The sequence below is a fragment of the Mannheimia granulomatis genome, assembly GCF_013377255.1.
GTDB classification, from domain to species: Bacteria; Pseudomonadota; Gammaproteobacteria; order Enterobacterales; family Pasteurellaceae; genus Mannheimia; species Mannheimia granulomatis.
The window spans coordinates 134482-150592 of the sequence record NZ_CP016614.1 but is presented as its reverse complement, the minus strand read 5'-3'; the positions used below and the strand labels follow the sequence as shown (position 1 = coordinate 150592).

15 protein-coding genes are annotated in these 16111 nt (G+C 42.2%); 4 read left to right on the top strand and 11 right to left on the bottom strand.

The features are described 5' to 3' along the window. Positions 1-40: 40 nt before the first annotated feature. Entirely contained in the window at positions 41-1381 is a 1341-nt protein-coding gene (pgtP, locus tag A6B41_RS00710) for a phosphoglycerate transporter protein PgtP (protein ID WP_176673417.1), read from the bottom strand. Positions 1382-2124: 743 nt separating this feature from the next. On the opposite strand from pgtP, the gene A6B41_RS11085 reads away from it, so the two are divergent. Next, a complete protein-coding gene (locus tag A6B41_RS11085) occupies positions 2125-2364 on the top strand; it encodes a hypothetical protein (RefSeq protein WP_237052482.1) in 240 nt (79 codons plus the stop codon). Positions 2365-2597: 233 nt separating this feature from the next. Here A6B41_RS11085 and A6B41_RS00700 read toward each other — a convergent pair whose 3' ends face one another. Next, entirely contained in the window at positions 2598-3548 is a 951-nt protein-coding gene (locus tag A6B41_RS00700; protein WP_027073466.1) for an NAD(P)H-dependent flavin oxidoreductase, read from the bottom strand. 150 nt (positions 3549-3698) lie between these two features. Between A6B41_RS00700 and A6B41_RS00695 the strand changes: the two genes are divergently transcribed. After that, positions 3699-4568: a LysR family transcriptional regulator gene (locus tag A6B41_RS00695; RefSeq protein WP_027073467.1), complete on the top strand. Its 870-nt coding sequence runs from the start codon at positions 3699-3701 to the stop codon at positions 4566-4568. Positions 4569-4629: 61 nt separating this feature from the next. Here the strand turns inward: A6B41_RS00695 and A6B41_RS00690 are convergent, their stop codons facing one another. The 3 genes from A6B41_RS00690 to A6B41_RS00680 form a co-directional block, all read right to left on the bottom strand. After that, positions 4630-5946, bottom strand: a complete 1317-nt coding sequence (locus A6B41_RS00690; protein ID WP_027073468.1) for an NtaA/DmoA family FMN-dependent monooxygenase — start codon at positions 5944-5946, stop codon at positions 4630-4632. 107 nt (positions 5947-6053) lie between these two features. Beyond that, positions 6054-6977 carry an alpha/beta hydrolase gene (locus A6B41_RS00685; RefSeq protein WP_027073469.1) on the bottom strand — a complete coding sequence of 308 codons (924 nt, stop codon included), beginning with the start codon at positions 6975-6977 and terminating at the stop codon, positions 6054-6056. 164 nt (positions 6978-7141) lie between these two features. After that, the gene (locus A6B41_RS00680) at positions 7142-7984 is read right to left on the bottom strand and encodes an N-acyl homoserine lactonase family protein (RefSeq protein WP_027073470.1); all 843 of its coding nucleotides are present in this window, start codon (positions 7982-7984) and stop codon (positions 7142-7144) included. Positions 7985-8115: 131 nt separating this feature from the next. On the opposite strand from A6B41_RS00680, the gene A6B41_RS00675 reads away from it, so the two are divergent. After that, positions 8116-8661 (top strand): TetR/AcrR family transcriptional regulator, encoded by a 546-nt coding sequence (locus A6B41_RS00675; RefSeq protein ID WP_027073471.1) that lies wholly within the window; start codon positions 8116-8118, stop codon positions 8659-8661. A 73-nt stretch (positions 8662-8734) separates the two neighbouring features. On the opposite strand, the gene glpQ is transcribed toward A6B41_RS00675, so the two are convergent. Together glpQ and glpT are read right to left on the bottom strand one after the other, a co-directional pair. Beyond that, positions 8735-9808, bottom strand: coding sequence for a glycerophosphodiester phosphodiesterase (gene glpQ / locus A6B41_RS00670; RefSeq protein ID WP_027073472.1), 1074 nt, complete (start codon positions 9806-9808; stop codon positions 8735-8737). Between the two features lie 68 nt (positions 9809-9876). After that, positions 9877-11322 carry a glycerol-3-phosphate transporter gene (gene glpT, locus A6B41_RS00665; RefSeq protein ID WP_027073473.1) on the bottom strand — a complete coding sequence of 482 codons (1446 nt, stop codon included), beginning with the start codon at positions 11320-11322 and terminating at the stop codon, positions 9877-9879. Positions 11323-11690: 368 nt separating this feature from the next. Here glpT and A6B41_RS00660 point away from each other — a divergent pair, with 368 nt between their 5' ends. Further along, entirely contained in the window at positions 11691-13280 is a 1590-nt protein-coding gene (locus A6B41_RS00660) for a glycerol-3-phosphate dehydrogenase/oxidase (RefSeq protein WP_027073474.1), read from the top strand. Between the two features lie 72 nt (positions 13281-13352). On the opposite strand, the gene A6B41_RS00655 is transcribed toward A6B41_RS00660, so the two are convergent. The 4 genes from A6B41_RS00655 to A6B41_RS00640 all read right to left on the bottom strand — a co-directional run bounded on the left by A6B41_RS00655 (position 13353) and on the right by A6B41_RS00640 (position 16099). Then, a complete protein-coding gene (locus tag A6B41_RS00655) occupies positions 13353-13634 on the bottom strand; it encodes a hypothetical protein (protein ID WP_237052481.1) in 282 nt (93 codons plus the stop codon). A 1-nt stretch (position 13635) separates the two neighbouring features. Then, the gene (locus A6B41_RS00650; protein ID WP_027073476.1) at positions 13636-14031 is read right to left on the bottom strand and encodes a phage holin family protein; all 396 of its coding nucleotides are present in this window, start codon (positions 14029-14031) and stop codon (positions 13636-13638) included. A gap of 81 nt (positions 14032-14112) precedes the next feature. Then, complete coding sequence (locus A6B41_RS00645; RefSeq protein WP_027073477.1) at positions 14113-14424, bottom strand: ElaB/YgaM/YqjD family protein; 312 nt, start codon at positions 14422-14424, stop codon at positions 14113-14115. A gap of 217 nt (positions 14425-14641) precedes the next feature. Then, positions 14642-16099: an FGGY-family carbohydrate kinase gene (locus tag A6B41_RS00640; protein WP_027073478.1), complete on the bottom strand. Its 1458-nt coding sequence runs from the start codon at positions 16097-16099 to the stop codon at positions 14642-14644. Positions 16100-16111 lie beyond the last annotated feature (12 nt).

Genomic DNA, 16111 nt, shown 5'->3' with positions numbered 1-16111 from the left:
AATCAACCGCTTGCGATAGACTTACAAAATCAATTACACCTTAGTTTTCCAACTGTTTTGAGGTTTTTCTAAAGAGTGTCAGTGCAATGAAACCAAAGGCTAAGAAACAGGAGAGAATCAACGCATAGAAACCGCCGTCCCAACCGAACATATCCACTAACTTACCCATCACATAACCTGCACTTGCAGAACCGAGTAAGTAACCGAACAAGCCGGTTAAACCTGTTGCTGTACCGGTTGCAACACGTGGCACTAAATCCGCCGCTTGTAAACCGATCATCATTACCGGACCATAAATCAAGAAACCAATCGCCACTAAGCAGATGTTATCAATTAACGGATTGCCTGCCGGGTTTTTCCAGTAAACCACGATTGCAATCAATACACCCACAAGGAACAGCAACATTGGCGGCGCTCGGTGACCTTTGAAAACTTTGTCGCTTAAATAACCGCTTGCCAGCATTCCGAAGATACCCGCATATTCATACAAGAAGTACGCCCAGCTCTGTTTATCCACCGAGAAGTGTTTCACTTCTTTTAAGTAAGTCGGTGCCCAGTCGATAATGCCATAGCGAATGAAGTAAACAAATACGTTCGCCATCGCAATCGCCCAAAGGAATTTGTTGTTTAAGATATATTTGTAGAAAATATCTTTGGAAGAAAGCGTGTGAGCAGACTCCACTTTCTCCATAATTTTCTCGCCTTTATATTCATCAATCGGCGGTAAACCTTGTGATTCCGGCGTATCACGCATCAAGTAGAACATCACAAATGCCAGCACAATCGCAATCAACGCAGGCAGATAGAACAGCGATTGCCATACCCCGAAAAGGGATAAACCAAGAATTGCCAACGGCCCAATCAAACCGCCACCAAGGTTATGTGGCACGTTCCACCAGCTCCACCATACACCACGCTCAGAGGTTGAGAACCAGTTAGTCATCGTTTTCGCACCCGGTGGATAACCCATTCCTTGGAACCAACCGTTTAACGCAGCTAGCACAATCATAATAGGAATAGAGGAAAGCACGCCTGGTACCAAACCGAACACGAGGCTCACAATCGCCGAGCCGAGCAAGCCGATAGTAATAAAGTATTTCGGGTTAGAACGGTCAGAAACGTTACCCATAATGAATTTACTAAACCCGTAAGCGAGCGATAACGCTACACCGACTGTCCCTAAATCCGCTTTAGTAAAACCATATTCATCAATCAAATACGGCATCGCCAACGAGAAGTTTTTACGAATTAAATAATACGCCGCATAACCGATAAACACCCCGGCAAACACCTGCCAACGCAATTTACGATATTCAGCATCTACTTTACTGGCTTCCACCTTTTTCTCAGCCGGTGGAGAGGCTTTTAGAAAGGAAAACATACAACACTCCTCTAAAAATAAACTGTTGCTACACTATACGGATTTGAACTTATTAGAAAAGCAAATTATTCAATAATTATGAGCGAGATCAAAAAAATATTGAGCGAAAACGCAAGCGGTCGAATTTACCGAAAATTTTGTAAAATCTTTTTAGGCGGCCTGGAAAATCCTTTTGCAAATTCTCAAAAGAAAAACACCGCTTGTATTTACAAACGGTGTTTCATTTCCTAACTTCTCACCGTACTCAATACCGCTTTCCCATTCGACACAATCGTATGCCACAACACTTTCCACGCAGACTGGGGAGTGCGCGGTCGTCCGACACCACGACATCATTGATTGATCCTTTGCCATATTTTGATACTATCACATTGCCTATCACCCACATTCCCGCAACGCCCAAGTGCTGTACAAATTAGCGAGCGTGGTGGTAAGCCGGCTGCCTTGGGCGTGCTGTTCTTCCATCGCGGAGTTGAAAAAGCGATTTTTGGCTATTGTGCCGTTTGGGAAAGTAAAGGGTGCAGCAACTTACACGTTACCATAAAAAGCTCAATCCTGATGGCTGGGACAATATTTCTTCATCAAAGCCACCAATTCCCCCTGCTTTTCAATTTCATCTTTCATTGCAATCGCATAAAAACGTTCTTTGCCGATTTGCTCCACGCTCACGGCATGGGCTTGCAACATAATTTTTAAATGATAACTGCACCACCTTTTACCGCTACTACTCCGGTAAAAGCGATTTGGCAAGCAAGTTGATTCAAGAAGTGAAAGCGGAATATCAAGAGATGTTAAAACAACGCTTTGAAAGCCATAACCTCGTCCGATTTATGCAGCTCATCGGCAATCGCTTGCTGGAAAAAAGACGGCTGATTTTAACCCTTTGGAAAATCAAAACGCCACGCTATCATCTGTATAATGATATGCATGTTTTGTTTAAAAATGCCTTTATCGCTCACGCACAAAAGGTCAAATCCACCTAGAAAAATTGGGCGTATCAAGCAACCGTCTTCGCTACCCTTGCACTAGAAAGCCACCGATAGGCCTTTGAGAAAGGGGAAATTCTACCCATGCTTCAAGTGTTTGATGAATGGGTGGCGATGATTGATGTTGTGAAAAGCTAGCCTACCTGGAAATTTGCAGATTTTTAGTAAAAATCGACCGCTTGTATTTCCACAAGCGGCCGGATTCATATGTTTTTTTACAAGATTAGCTTTTAGTTCATCAACTCATCAATCAATTCTTTGACAGTTTTAATTCTATCAATTTGTGAAATGCCATTACCGACCGACACATAACCATTGTCAAAATCGCCTTCCAGCATACCCAAACGCATGCCTGTGCCAGCGTTCATCACTCTGGCGATGTCGGCACGGCTTGCCCCATTTTCGCTCATTTCAAAGCATTTTTTCGCCAATTCGGTGGGCAAAGAGCGGTAATAATACGGCTCGGTACGGAACAGCAATAAATCATTAGCCGTTGAGTTCACAATCCATTCTTTCACCTTTTGATGACTGCGACACTCGGCTGTGGCGATAAATGCCGTGCCAATCCATACGCCTTCTGCCCCCAGTGCCAAACTGGCTTGCACCGATTTTTTATCGGCGATCCCGCCCGCCAGCATAATCGGCAAATCCACCTTACCGACAAATTCCGCCAAAACGCTAAAACTGCCGACTTCTTTCATCGGCAAAGTGCCACCTTCGTCAAAGCCCGTCAGCACCAAAATATCCGCACCCAAACTTTGAGCTTTTAATGCGTCCGCCAAATTGGGATTGGGCAAACGGCAGATGATTTTAATGCCCGCCTGTTTGAATTTGGCGTAAATGTCAGGGTCAAGCCAGCCATTGTCCAGCACCACAGGCACGCCTTCTTCAATCAGCAAATCCACCATTAGGGGAATCAGCGAAAAATCGTAAGACAAAATAAACGGCACGCCAAAAGGCTTGTCGGTCAATGCCTTGACTTTGCGGATTTCGGCACGCATACGATCTAAAACTTCTTCGTTGGAAGTGGGATTGGTTGTTTGTCCTGCGTGTGGGGCTAAAAAGCCCAATCCGCCAGCCTCCGCCGCGCTTGCCACCAGATGTGCGTCCGTCAGCCACGACATTGGGGCTTGGACAATGGGGTGTTTGATGTTCAAAATTTGGGTAATACGGTTTTGCATGTTTTTTTACTCTGTTTGGTTTGAATAGGTGGCATTTTAATGTTTTTTAAATTCAGAAAGAATGGCGAAAAATGGAAATATCATTTTCATTTTTGGAAAACAAAACTACATCTGTTAAAATAGTCTAATCCATTTTTTAAATTAAAAAACATGAACTTAAATACCCTCCGCCTATTTGTCGCCATTATCCAGAACGGCAGTTTATCCAAAGCCGCCGAACGCACGGGCGTGCCGATTGCCACCATCAGCCGTCAGATTAGTGAGCTGGAAAAAGAGCTGAATATCCAACTGTTTGACCGCCAAAAATCAGGCGTCAAACCCACAATGGCAGGGCAAAAACTTTATGACGAAGTGCATTTGTCCATTGATAATTTGTTGAATGCCAAACAAGTTTTGTTTGATGATGAACACAATTTAAAGGGCATTTTACGCATTTCGGCACCACCTGCTTTTTTACCTGTATTGCAATGGATTGGCGAATTTGGGCAAACATTCCCCAACATTCAAATTCATTGCACGCTGACCGAACGCCCTTTGGATTTGACAGCGGACAGCATTGACATTGCGTTTCGCATTGGCGAGTTGCACGGCGAGCATTTTATCGCCAAAAAAGTGCTTTCTATCGGCACAAAATGGGTTGCCCACCCTGATTTAATCGCATGGCTTGGCACGCCCAACACTTTGCAAGATTTGAAAAATTTTCCGCTTGCCACTTGGGCAAAAAATGGCGAAAGCGAGATTGTCATTCAAATGGGTAAAGAAAAAATCACTTTGCCGTTTTTATTTGCCAGCAATGACAGTTATGCAGTGGAATATATGATTTTAGAGGGGCTGGCGATCGGGCAAGTTTCTGATTTTACTGCCGAAAAATGGATACATGAAGGGCGTTTGGTTGAGATTTTGCCAGAATGGGATAAGCCTGATTTTGATGTATTGATGATTTATGCCGCACACCGTTATCCATCTGCGATTGTGCGAAAATTTGTGGAGTTCGTATTACAAAAAAATCAGACTGCCTGAAAATGTTGCAACATTTCAATAAAAAAACACCGCTTGAAAATTCATTCAAACGGTGTTTTTCCTATTTTCTCAACCCATACTGATAAGCCACGCCCAAATGCTCCCGTAAAGTCTCGCCTTCATAATCGGTATGATAAATCCCCCGTTCTTGCAAAATCGGCACGACTTCTTCAACAAAGCGTTTTAAATCCACCTCATATACATCAGGCAACACCCAAAAGCCGTCGCACGCCCCTTGTTCAAACCACTCGGTCATAAAATCAGCCGTATCGTATGCTGTGCCAACGGCAGCAGGGTGATAATCAATCACCGAATGATGAATCACATCTTTGAGCGACCAGCCTTCACGGGCGATTTTTAGCACAATTTCAGCTCTGGGGTCAGAATAAGGCGTGATTTGCACCCTATCCAGTAGGGCAGGGTCAATCGGTTTATCCAAATCATCAAAGCCAAAGTGCGTCCCCAATACCGCTCCGATATGGCGAATACGCTGATACAGCGTGCGTTCGTCCATAAAAAAGGCGTGGCGGTCTAGGGCATCTCGTTTGCTGTCGGCAATCAAGGGCATTATCCCTGCGATAAATTTGACTTCATCGGGGTTTCGCCCATTGTCAATGGCAGCCTGACGCAAGGCGTTACGAATCGCTTGCCCTTGCTCTATCGTCCACACTTCGCCAATCATCACGCTGGCATAACGACCTGCGTAAGCGATGTTATTGGGCGAACCGCCAGAGTGAAAAATCACAGGCTGTCCTTGCTTGGACGGCGGAATCGGCAATGCTCCTACCGACTGCAAATATTTGCCTTGTTGGGCAATGGTTTGAACTTGACTGTAATCGGCAAAAACTTGGGTGGATTTGTCGTTTTTTAGGGCAGTTTCGCCCCACGATGCCCACAGATTTTGCACCATTTCGGTGAATTCATACGCCTTTTCATAACGGCTATGGCTGTCGCCAAGCGTTACGCCAAAGGCTTGGGCGATATGGGGATTTGCCCCTGTTACCGCATTCCACGCCATTCGTCCGCCACTCATCACATCAAGCGTTTTGAACTGGCGAGCAAGGGTATAAGGAATGCTCCACGAAGTCGCAACCGTTGCGGCAATGCCAATGCGACTGGTTGCCTGTGCAATCAAGGACGATGCCACAATCGGCTCCAACGCCATACCGCCCACAAAGGAGTTGTCCTGTGGCACGGTGGCAGGAAAATCGCCCAAAAACAAAAACTGAAATTTGCCCTGTTCGGCAAGCTGAGCTGCACGAATGTCGGTATTAAAATCGGGGTGGACTTTGACATCAAGACTTCGGTCTAGCCACGCTCTTTGGTTTGCCCCAAATGAGCCTGTCATACCCAGTCCGATAAGCATTTGTTTGTTCATATTTATATTTTCTCTGTATTAAAAATGGTGTTTTAGTCAGCTTAAAAGTTTGCAAAATTTTATGGGAAAAATACCGCTTGCATTCGCCCAAAACGGTATCTTAAAACTCACTTCACCCGCTCGTTAATCCACTCCGCCACATCGTCATTGATTTTTTGTCCGCCATTTTCCAGCATTAACAAATGCCCAAAGTTCGGATACAAAATCAAACTTTTATCCACCGAGTTGGTTTCATTATAAAAATCAATGGCATCTTTTGGCACGACAAACAGATCTTTATTACCGCTAATGAGCATCACAGGGGCGACAAATTTATCGTCATTGTCTTTTAAATATTTGATGCCTTCTTGAAAACTGTTGGGGAACGATACCGAAAATTTTTCCAGCATTAACGGGTCGCCACCCAGCGACAAGCCTTCGCCATTAAACGGCAAATTCAGCATGGTCATCGCAACCGCCCCACTGACAAAGCTGTCTTTGGGCTCGGGGCGTGGCAAATGTCCAAAATTCATCTGGTTATAACGCAAAACGCCCGCCGCCAAAATAAAGCCGTTCACCTCGTGCGGATATTTGGTGCCATAAAGTGCCGAAATGTGTCCGCCCATACTGTGTCCAAGCACAAACACAGGCGTATTTGGGTGTTCAGATTTGGCTTTTTGTACCACCAAACGCAAATCTTCCACCATTTCAAAATAGCTGTTGATGTGAATTGAGTCTCGTCCGTCCGATTTGCCGTGCCCACGATGGTCAAAACGATACACGGCAATGTCGCTCTCGTTCATCGTTTTGGCAAACTCGCCAAACACCCCAGAATGGCTTGCCAAACCGTGCGAAATCACAACAATGGCTTTGGGGCGGACAGTTGGCATATCTTTTTGTAAATGCAGGTTTAAGCCGTCAAAGGTTTTGATTGTTTGAATAGCCGGCTGTTCAATTGCTGTTTTTGTCGGTTGTGCCGTAGTTTCGGCATTTGATGCATTACCAAAAGATAACGCTAACACAAGTGCGGTTGATTTTAGAATTGTTTTCATAAGGTTACTCTCATTGAATGGATTGGAATAAGCGTATTATAAAATTTTAAAATTGACAAAAGAATGGCAGTTTTTTGAAAGTTTATTTTTGAAAATGGAAAGATAAGTTTGTAAAATTTAGAAACAAAAACACCGCTTGTCTTTCAACAAGCGGTCATTTTTCACTAATGATTTACCACCGTAAAAATCTTATTATTCAACCGATATTCACTCTTTTCATCGTGAGCCAGTTGCACAATGGTGGGCTTTGCCTTGCAGAGTTCACGCATTTTGGCGGTGCTTGCTTGATGCAATTTGCCGTCCATACACACACCGTCAATGTTACCGCTAAGCATATCTTGTTCACAATAAGACGCATCGCCGCCAATCAAAATGTAGTGGTCGCCCATATCCACAATCACGGCTTGGTGTCCTAGCGTATGTCCTGCGGTTGGCACAAGGCGGATTTTGCCGTCTTTGGTCAATTTATGACTTTGCTCAAAACTTTCAAACGCACCGTCATTAAACTGCACCGTGTCAGGGGCAAACCAATCAGGATAATGCTGGGTCAAATAGCCATTAAACACCGCATTGGGGGCTTCAATCGCCTGTTTTTCAATCTCGGTCAAGACAAATCGGCTGTTCGGGAAATTGGGCAATCCGCCTGCGTGGTCGCCGTGCATATGGGTCATTACCACCGTGTCAATCTTTAAGGGGTCAAAGCCTTTTGCTTTTAGCACTTCGCCTACTTCTTCGCTGGGCTTTACGCCACGGCGTTCGCAAAACTGCATAAAGGGGTGCCACCACGGCTGATAACCCTTGTCGTTGGCACGAGAGCTTTCGCCTGTATCCACCAAAATCAAGCCCTCTGGGTGCTCAATCAGCCAGCAACCAATCGGCAATTTTGGCGACCATTTGGCATCGGTCAGCACATCAAGCACACGCAAAGGGCGAGCAAAAAAGCGTGCCAGTTGATGATGAATTTTAATTTGTACCCAACCTGTAGTTAGGCAGTGGACTTTAATCATTGTCTGCTCCTCATAAAAATATCTGCGGCTATTCTAAAAAGGGTGTAGCGTTTTCTCAAACATTGAAAAACTCGAATTTAGCAGGATAAACATATAAAATAGAAAATATGTATGTATAAAATCAAAAAAGTATGGACTTACGCACTGTCAAAACGCATCTGATGATCCAAAATGCCTTAATAGATTTGTTGGATGAAAAACCGTTTGAAAAAATCCAAGCTCAAGAAATCATTGAAAAAGCCTTAATTAACCGCACCACTTTTTATCGTTATTATTCAGGCAAAAGCGATTTGGCGGGCAAATTGATTAGACAAATCAAAGATGAATATCAAGAGATGTTAAAACAAAGATTTGAAAGCGATAATTTGGTGCGATTTATGCAAATCATTGGAAATCGTTTATTGGAAAAAAGACGGCTGATTTTGGTACTTTGGAAAATCAAAACGCCACGCCATCATTTGTATGACGATATGCACGCTTTATTAAAAAATGCCTTTATCGCTCACGCCCAAAAGGTCAAATCTGCCGAGAAAAATTGGGCGTATCAGGCAACCGTCTTCGCCACCCTTGCACTGAAAAGCCACCGATACGCTTTTGAAAAAGGGGAAATTCTCCCCATTCCTCAGGTGTTTGATGAGTGGGCGGAGATGGTCGAGATTTTAAAGAAAAGCGAATAAACAAGCGGTCGAATTCCCTCTATTTTTTGCAACATTTTCAGAAAAATCGACCGCTTGTCAGCTTAGAAAAGTGCTACTTCTGTTTTTTCAAGAACTCAACGCCAGTATCTGGGAAGTCGGTAAACACGCCATTTGCACCGGCTTTGTTAAGCAGAGCATCGTACATTTCGTCCACATTAGAAAAGAATGGCGGCAGGGCATCTTTACGCACGGTGTACGGGTGCAAGTCCATTTTGTACTTCGCTAGCTCTTTTACCAGCGGGGTGTAAACGATATTGCCGGCTTTTGATTTCTCTTTATCAATCAGCATATACCAGCCCGGGCCAACGCCGTCGGCATATTTTGCCACTTCCGCCATGGCACCGTCTTTGAACATCCAGTCGTAGTCGTAGTTCACCCAGTTGCCGTTTTTATCTTTCTCTTCAGTTTCGTGCCAGTCGGTGTAAGCCACGAGCTGCACCAGTTTCACATCCATACCAAGTTTTGGCAGCAATTCGGTTTTGATCCGTTTTAGCTCGTTAAAGTCGAAGGTTTGCAGGTAAATCGGCGAATTTTTGCTGTCGTAACCGTATTTTTTCAACACTTTTAGAGTTTCGAGTGCAATGTCTTTGCCCTCTTTGTGGTGTAACCAAGGGGCTTTGATTTCGGGGTAGATACCAACTTTCTTACCAGTCGATTTTTCTAAGCCTTGGATAAATTCCAGCTCTTCTTCAAGGGTGTGAATGGTGAAGTGCGATTGCCACAGCGGGAAGCGGTTCGGGTAAACCTGTGCTTGTTTGCCGTCTTTCACTTCAAAATTTTCGGTCATTTCGAGGGTTTTGATCTCATCAAGGGTGAAATCGACCACATAGTAGCGGCCGTCTGCACGTTTACGCTCAGGGAATTTTTTCGCCACGTCAGTTAAGCCGTCTAAGAAATGGTCGTGGATCACGATGATGCGGTTGTCTTTGGTCATGGCAAGATCTTGCTCTAAATAGTCCGCTTGTTGCCCGAATGCTAAGGCTTTGGATTCCAGCGTATGCTCCGGCAAATAACCGCTTGCACCACGGTGAGCGATAATCAACTTATCCGATTGCTGTGCATAAGCACTCATTGCAACTGCTGAAAGCGTTAATGCTTTAGCAAGTGTTGTTAATTTAAATTTCATAATAACCACCTTATTTATTTGAAAATAAAAGGAAGAACAATAGTCCTTCCTTCTAACAATTTAAGCAATTACTTACCGTAATGATCGCCTAATTTCGCTTTGTGTTTGCCTTCTTCAATCATCACAATAAAGGTTAAAAGAACTGCTAACACACCGCCGCCAATCATCACATAGAAACCGCCGTCCCAGCCGAATTTATCTGCTGCCCAGCCCACAACTGCTTCAGCTGCAACAGTACCACCTAGGTAACCAAATAAACCGGTAAAACCTGCTGCCGTACCTGCCGCTTTTTTCGGTGCAAGCTCAAGAGCGTGTAAGCCGATAAGCATTACCGGACCGTAGATTAAGAAGCCAATAGTGGTCATCCAAACGAAGTCCATTAACTGATATGGGTTTTCATACCACGCTTTACCTGCATAGTTCGCAATTTCTGCTTCCGGTGTAGCCGGGTTGAGCCAGAATGCAACGACCGCTGCGGTGGTTAAAATCATAAAGATGAAGCCGGTTAAACCACGTTTACCTTTTAGCAATTTATCAGAGACCCAACCACAGAGTAGTGTACCTGGAATAGCTGCTAATTCATAAATAGTATATGCCCATGCAGCCCCCTTAATATTAAAATGTTTCACTTCATTCAAATATGTAGGCGACCATTTCAATACACCATAGCGAATTAAGTAAACGAACACATTTGCAATCGCGATATACCATAACAATTTGTTTTTCAACACATAAGTTACAAAAATATCTTTTGTACTTAACTCATGCTCGTAGGTTTTTTCGTTATAGTCATCCGGATAGTCGTTACGCCATTTTTCAACCGGCGGTAAACCGCAAGATTGTGGAGTATCTTTCATTACCATATAAACAAAGATCGAGCAGATCATTGCTAATATACCAGGGTAATAGAGTGCTTGTTGCCAAACATCTTTTGCTTTTGCCTCAACACCAAATTGAGTGAAATATAAAGTAGCAGCAAGTACAACGAGTAAGCCAGGTACAACGCCCCCGACATTATGAGCAGTATTCCAAACAGATACTATTGTCCCACGCTCAGACTTAGACCACCAGTGAACCATAGTACGGCCACACGGCGGCCACCCCATACCTTGGAACCAGCCATTCAAGAAGATCATTACCCACATAACTAAAACACTTGATGTTGCCCAAGGCATTAAGCCCATTAGAGTCATACACAAGCCTGATAGCAATAATCCAAATGATAAAAATACTTTAGGATTTGAGCGATCAGAAATAGCGCCCATAAAGAATTTAGATAATCCATAAGCCAAACCAAAAGCAGCACCAGCTGCTCCAAGCTGGCTCTTAGTATATAACCCAGCCTCAACCAAGCCTGGCTTCGCAAGGTCGAAGTTAGCACGCACAAAATAGTAAGCGGCATAGCCGAAAAAAATCCCTGCGAATACTTGCCAACGCAAGAATTTATATCTTGCATCAACTTTATCCGCCGGTAGTTCCGCTATATGCGGAGCCGGTTTAAATGGACCAAACATAATATTCTCCAATATATAGATAACTTAGTTAAAACCTCGGAATAATTCCTCCTTAGGGAAAGTCATAATAAATGAAAATTGAAAATGGCAAAGTTATTTTTTACAAAAATGTGATTCATTTCACAAAAAATTCACTTTAAACCTCATAAAATATTCGAAAAAGAAAATTCCACAATCAAAAACCATACCTTAAATCAATAAGGTTAACCACTTTTACGCCTAGCTGTAGCCTCCTAAAAATTAGAGTAATAATATTTTTTTGTGACATAGATCTAATTTTCAAACAAATGTCTTTGAAGTCATTTTATTTTCGTTTATGCTAATAAAGTAAAACTTAAATGTTCTTATTCGAACAAAAGGAGTAAAAAATGCAGAGACATGAACAACTAGCGCAATTGCAACAAACTCAAAAATGGGATTTCATTATTATTGGTGGTGGAGCAAGTGGCTTAGGTATTGCTGTAGATACAGCATCTCGTGGCTATAAAACCTTACTGTTGGAAAGCCATGACTTCGCGAAAGGAACTTCAAGCCGTAGTACTAAATTAGTACACGGTGGCGTTCGTTATTTGGCAAATGGTGATGTTGCTTTAGTAAGAGAAGCCTTACGTGAGCGTGGTCGTCTAGCTAAAAATGCGGCTCACTTATTTAAAAACCAAAGTTTTATTATTCCAAACTACAATTTAAAAGACTGCGTGATGTATCGTGTTGGCTTAGGTTTATACGATATGCTCTCAGGCAATTTAAGCTTAGGTAAAACCGAAAACATTAGCAAAACCGAAGCGAAAAGACGTTTACCTACATTGAACGATTCCGGCTTACGTACCGGTACTGTTTACCAAGACGGTCAATTTGACGATGCGCGACTTGCTATTAATATGGCACAAACCGTGGTTGAACATGGGGGTACAGTACTTAACCATGCTAAAGTGACCTCTTTACACAAAACACCGGCAGGTAAAATTGATGGTGTAACCTTCTATGATGAACTAAATCAACAAGAGCACCTTGTATTCGGTACAGCTGTTATTAATGCAACCGGTGTCTTTATGAATGATATTTTAAGTATGGATCACGGTAGCCAGAAAAAATTCGTCGTACCAAGCCAAGGTATTCATTTAGTTTTAGATAAATCATTCTTACCAAGCAATGATGCTTTAATGATTCCAAAAACCTCAGATGGCCGAGTATTATTCGCTGTACCATGGCATGAAGTGCTGGTTGTCGGTACAACTGACACACTTATTGAACATCCATCTTACGAGCCGATTCCGTTAGAGCAAGAAGTTAACTTTATTTTAGAAACAGCCGGTCAATATCTCACTAAAAAACCAACGCGTGCTGATGTAAAAGCAGTCTTCGCCGGACAACGCCCATTAGCAGCACCGGAAAAAGAGGGACAAAGCACGAAAGAAGTTTCTCGCAGCCATAAAGTATTAACCGATGCAACCAGTGGTTTAATCACTATTACCGGTGGTAAATGGACAACCTACCGCCAAATGGCAGAAGATACGGTGGAAGAAGCCCTAAAAATTCATTCGGAACTAGGCAATAAACCTTGCGTGACAGTGAATTTACCAATTCATGGTAATATTCCGGCTTCACTGGTGAATCTGCAAGATCATCTTTATGTATATGGTTCGGATATTCCACAGATTCGAGCTTTAATACAAAGTAACACTGAATATGCAGAAAACATCCATCCAAGAATGCCACATACTGTTGCCGAAGTAGTGTGGGCAGTTCGTGAAGAAATGGCTCAAACCGTAGAAGATGTGTTAGCTCGCCGTGTTCGTTTGCTATTTACCGATGCAAGAGCAGCAATCGACAGTGCAGCTAAAGTAGCAGCAATTATGGCAAAAGAATTAGGTAAAGATGAGCTATGGCAACAAGAGCAAGTCACTCAATTCCTTAGTGTCGCTAAAAACTATTTATTAGTGGATTATCAACCACAATAATTGTGCTAATAACCTAAAGCAAGCGGTTAAAATCTGCAAAATTTTTGCAAATTTTAACCGCTTGTATATTATTTATCGTCTGTTACCGTTTCTCTGCTGCAATAAAAATAGTACAGCCAGTCCCAATGCTGAATAACCCAAACCTTTAACATTAAATAATCTTTTTATTAAGAAATCCAATGCGACAGTTTTAACTGCAGGCGAGCTTACCAAAGCAAAACCTGTTTCTCTAACTTGTTTAAAAGGTTGGATAATTTCGCTTTTCGTTTTATTGGTTTCTGCTTTAAATCGCATTCTAAGTGCATTACCTTTTAGAATCAAAAGCTCTTTTTCTGTCAATTTCATCTCTTCCATTTTAATGCTCTCCATTCTGTTTCAATGTTAAAGCATTCTTGAATGCGGCAATATCTAATTTTAGCTCTGTTAATGTACTTTGCATAAAATTCCTTTGCTTTTTCAAAGAAGATAAAATCATTACACCACAAATCACTACAGCAATGAATGTAACAATTGAAATTGCAAAAAACACTTTAATTTTCTGATCAGGCAATAAATAATTATCTAAGCCAAATAATAAACTAATAAATGAAACCAGTAAAAATATAAACCCTAATAATACAAATATTAAAACTGAAACCAGTTGATTTTTTTGCTCACTAATTTCCAGCCTTGCCATTTCACCGCGAACTTGGGCTATTTCCAATAGGGTAATGATGCTATTTCTAAATCCTAACTTAATATTATCTAACATTGTTAATATTCCTTATATTAAACAATAAGCCACACCAAATATGGCGTGGCTTAATTATTTAACTCAATAAACTAAAGATAATTATCTTCTAGAAATTAAAACACCTAATAATAAGCCAACCACACCGGCAACAGTAATTGCTTTATATGGATTATCTTGAACTAGAGTGTCAGTATTTCTAACTACAGTTTTTGCACTATCAACTGTGTCATCTTTTAATGTAGCAAAACGACCTTTTACATCATCGAATTGTTTTGATAATTTATCTTTTAATTTTTTATATTCTTCAGTAGACGAATCTGATGTCTCATTAAATAATTCTTCCGCATTTTTTAAAATATCACGGATTTCATTTGTTAATTCTTCACGCTTCGCATCTAAACTTTTACTCATAACTCTACTCCTTGTGTTTGTGTTGGATTAAATAATAAGTACAGCTAAAACATAATTATTATTTATGTTTCATTTTTAAAATACCTGTCATATAAACTACTGTCAAGCTTTAATTTAAATATTATTAAATTTAATTAATAAATTAAATGCCACAAAACATCAATAATATTCGCTGATTTTTGCAAAAAAACCTATTTTAAATAGGATACTTCACCTTTTAAATCATTGCCTTTAAAGCTTCTGTCAGCTTTTGATAACGCAGATATTTTGTTTGATAAGCATCGTAATTTTCGCTATTTGGCTCAAACACCTGCATATCAGTATTTAGTGCTTGAACTTGGCTAATATCTTGCCCTGTTGCCTGCATTACCATTAATGCTGCACCTAAACAGCCTGTCTCTTCTACTTGCGGTACTTCTAAACGCATACCCGTTAGATCGGCTAACATTTGCATCCATACTTTTGATTTCACCGGCCCACCGGTTACGCGTAATACTTTAGTATTCGGAAAGCGAATAAACATACGGTTGAGGTGGTGCATTAGGCTGAATAACACCCCCTCATAAATCGCTTGCAGTAAGTGGGCTTGGGTGTGGTGGGCTTGCATGCCGTAAAACCCGGCTTGCATTCCCAAACCTGCGTTTGAGCCGTAAAGAAACGGTAAAAACAGCACAGAACTCGCCGCCGGTGGCAGTTCGGCAACCGCTTGGTTAATTTCGGCATAATCTAAATTCCACTGTTTCACAAACCATTCTAAATTACCTGCGGAAGTCGGGCTGGCTTCATGGACGATAAATTTACCTACTTCGGCGTATTTGCCGTAAACGAACGGCAGCGTTTGATTCGGGTCGAGGTAGTCGGTAATGCCACTCACCACCGACCACGTCCCTAGCACCGCATTGAGCTTGGTTTCATCATCTAAATCGGCACAGAGTGCAGTGGAAACCACATCAAATAAACCACCGACTACCGGCGTACCGACCTCTAAGCCACACTGTTCGGCAGCTTGTTCGGTCACATAACCTGCAATCTCATTCGGCTTAATCACAAGCGGTAATTTTTCGAGAATTTCTTGCAAACCGAGCAGCTCCGCCAACGTAGGATCGTACTCGCCCTTCACCATATTGTAGAGATTGCTTTCGGAGATGTTGGTTTCTTCACAATGTAATTCGCCTGTCAGACAAAAACGCAGATAATCGTGGGACATCAGCACAGAACCGATGTTTGCATAACGTTCAGGTTCATTCTCTTTAATCCAACGCAAAATCGAAACCGGGTGGCCTGTCCAGAGGGTTTGGCGGGTAATCGGGTAGAGTTTCTCAGGAATACCCTCTGCTTGCCACTGCTTTACAATTTCAAGCGAACGTTGGTCGGAAGAGAGAATGGCACGCCCGAGCGGTTGCTTGTTTTTATCCAGCAAAAATGCCCCTTTGCCTTGGGCGGAAATACCAACACCTTTAATATTACTTGGGTTTACGCCACTTTTTTCGATAGTTGAACGCACAACTTCCGCACATACAGCCCAAAGCTGTTGCATATCACGCTCCGCATAGCCTGCGGTTTCGCTGATTACCGATACATTTTCTCGATGTAACGCCTTAATATTGCCTTGATTATCAAAAAGTGCGGCTTTAATAAAAGTGCCGCCGCAGTCAATGCCGAGTGTGTAGTTCATTTTATTTCCCAT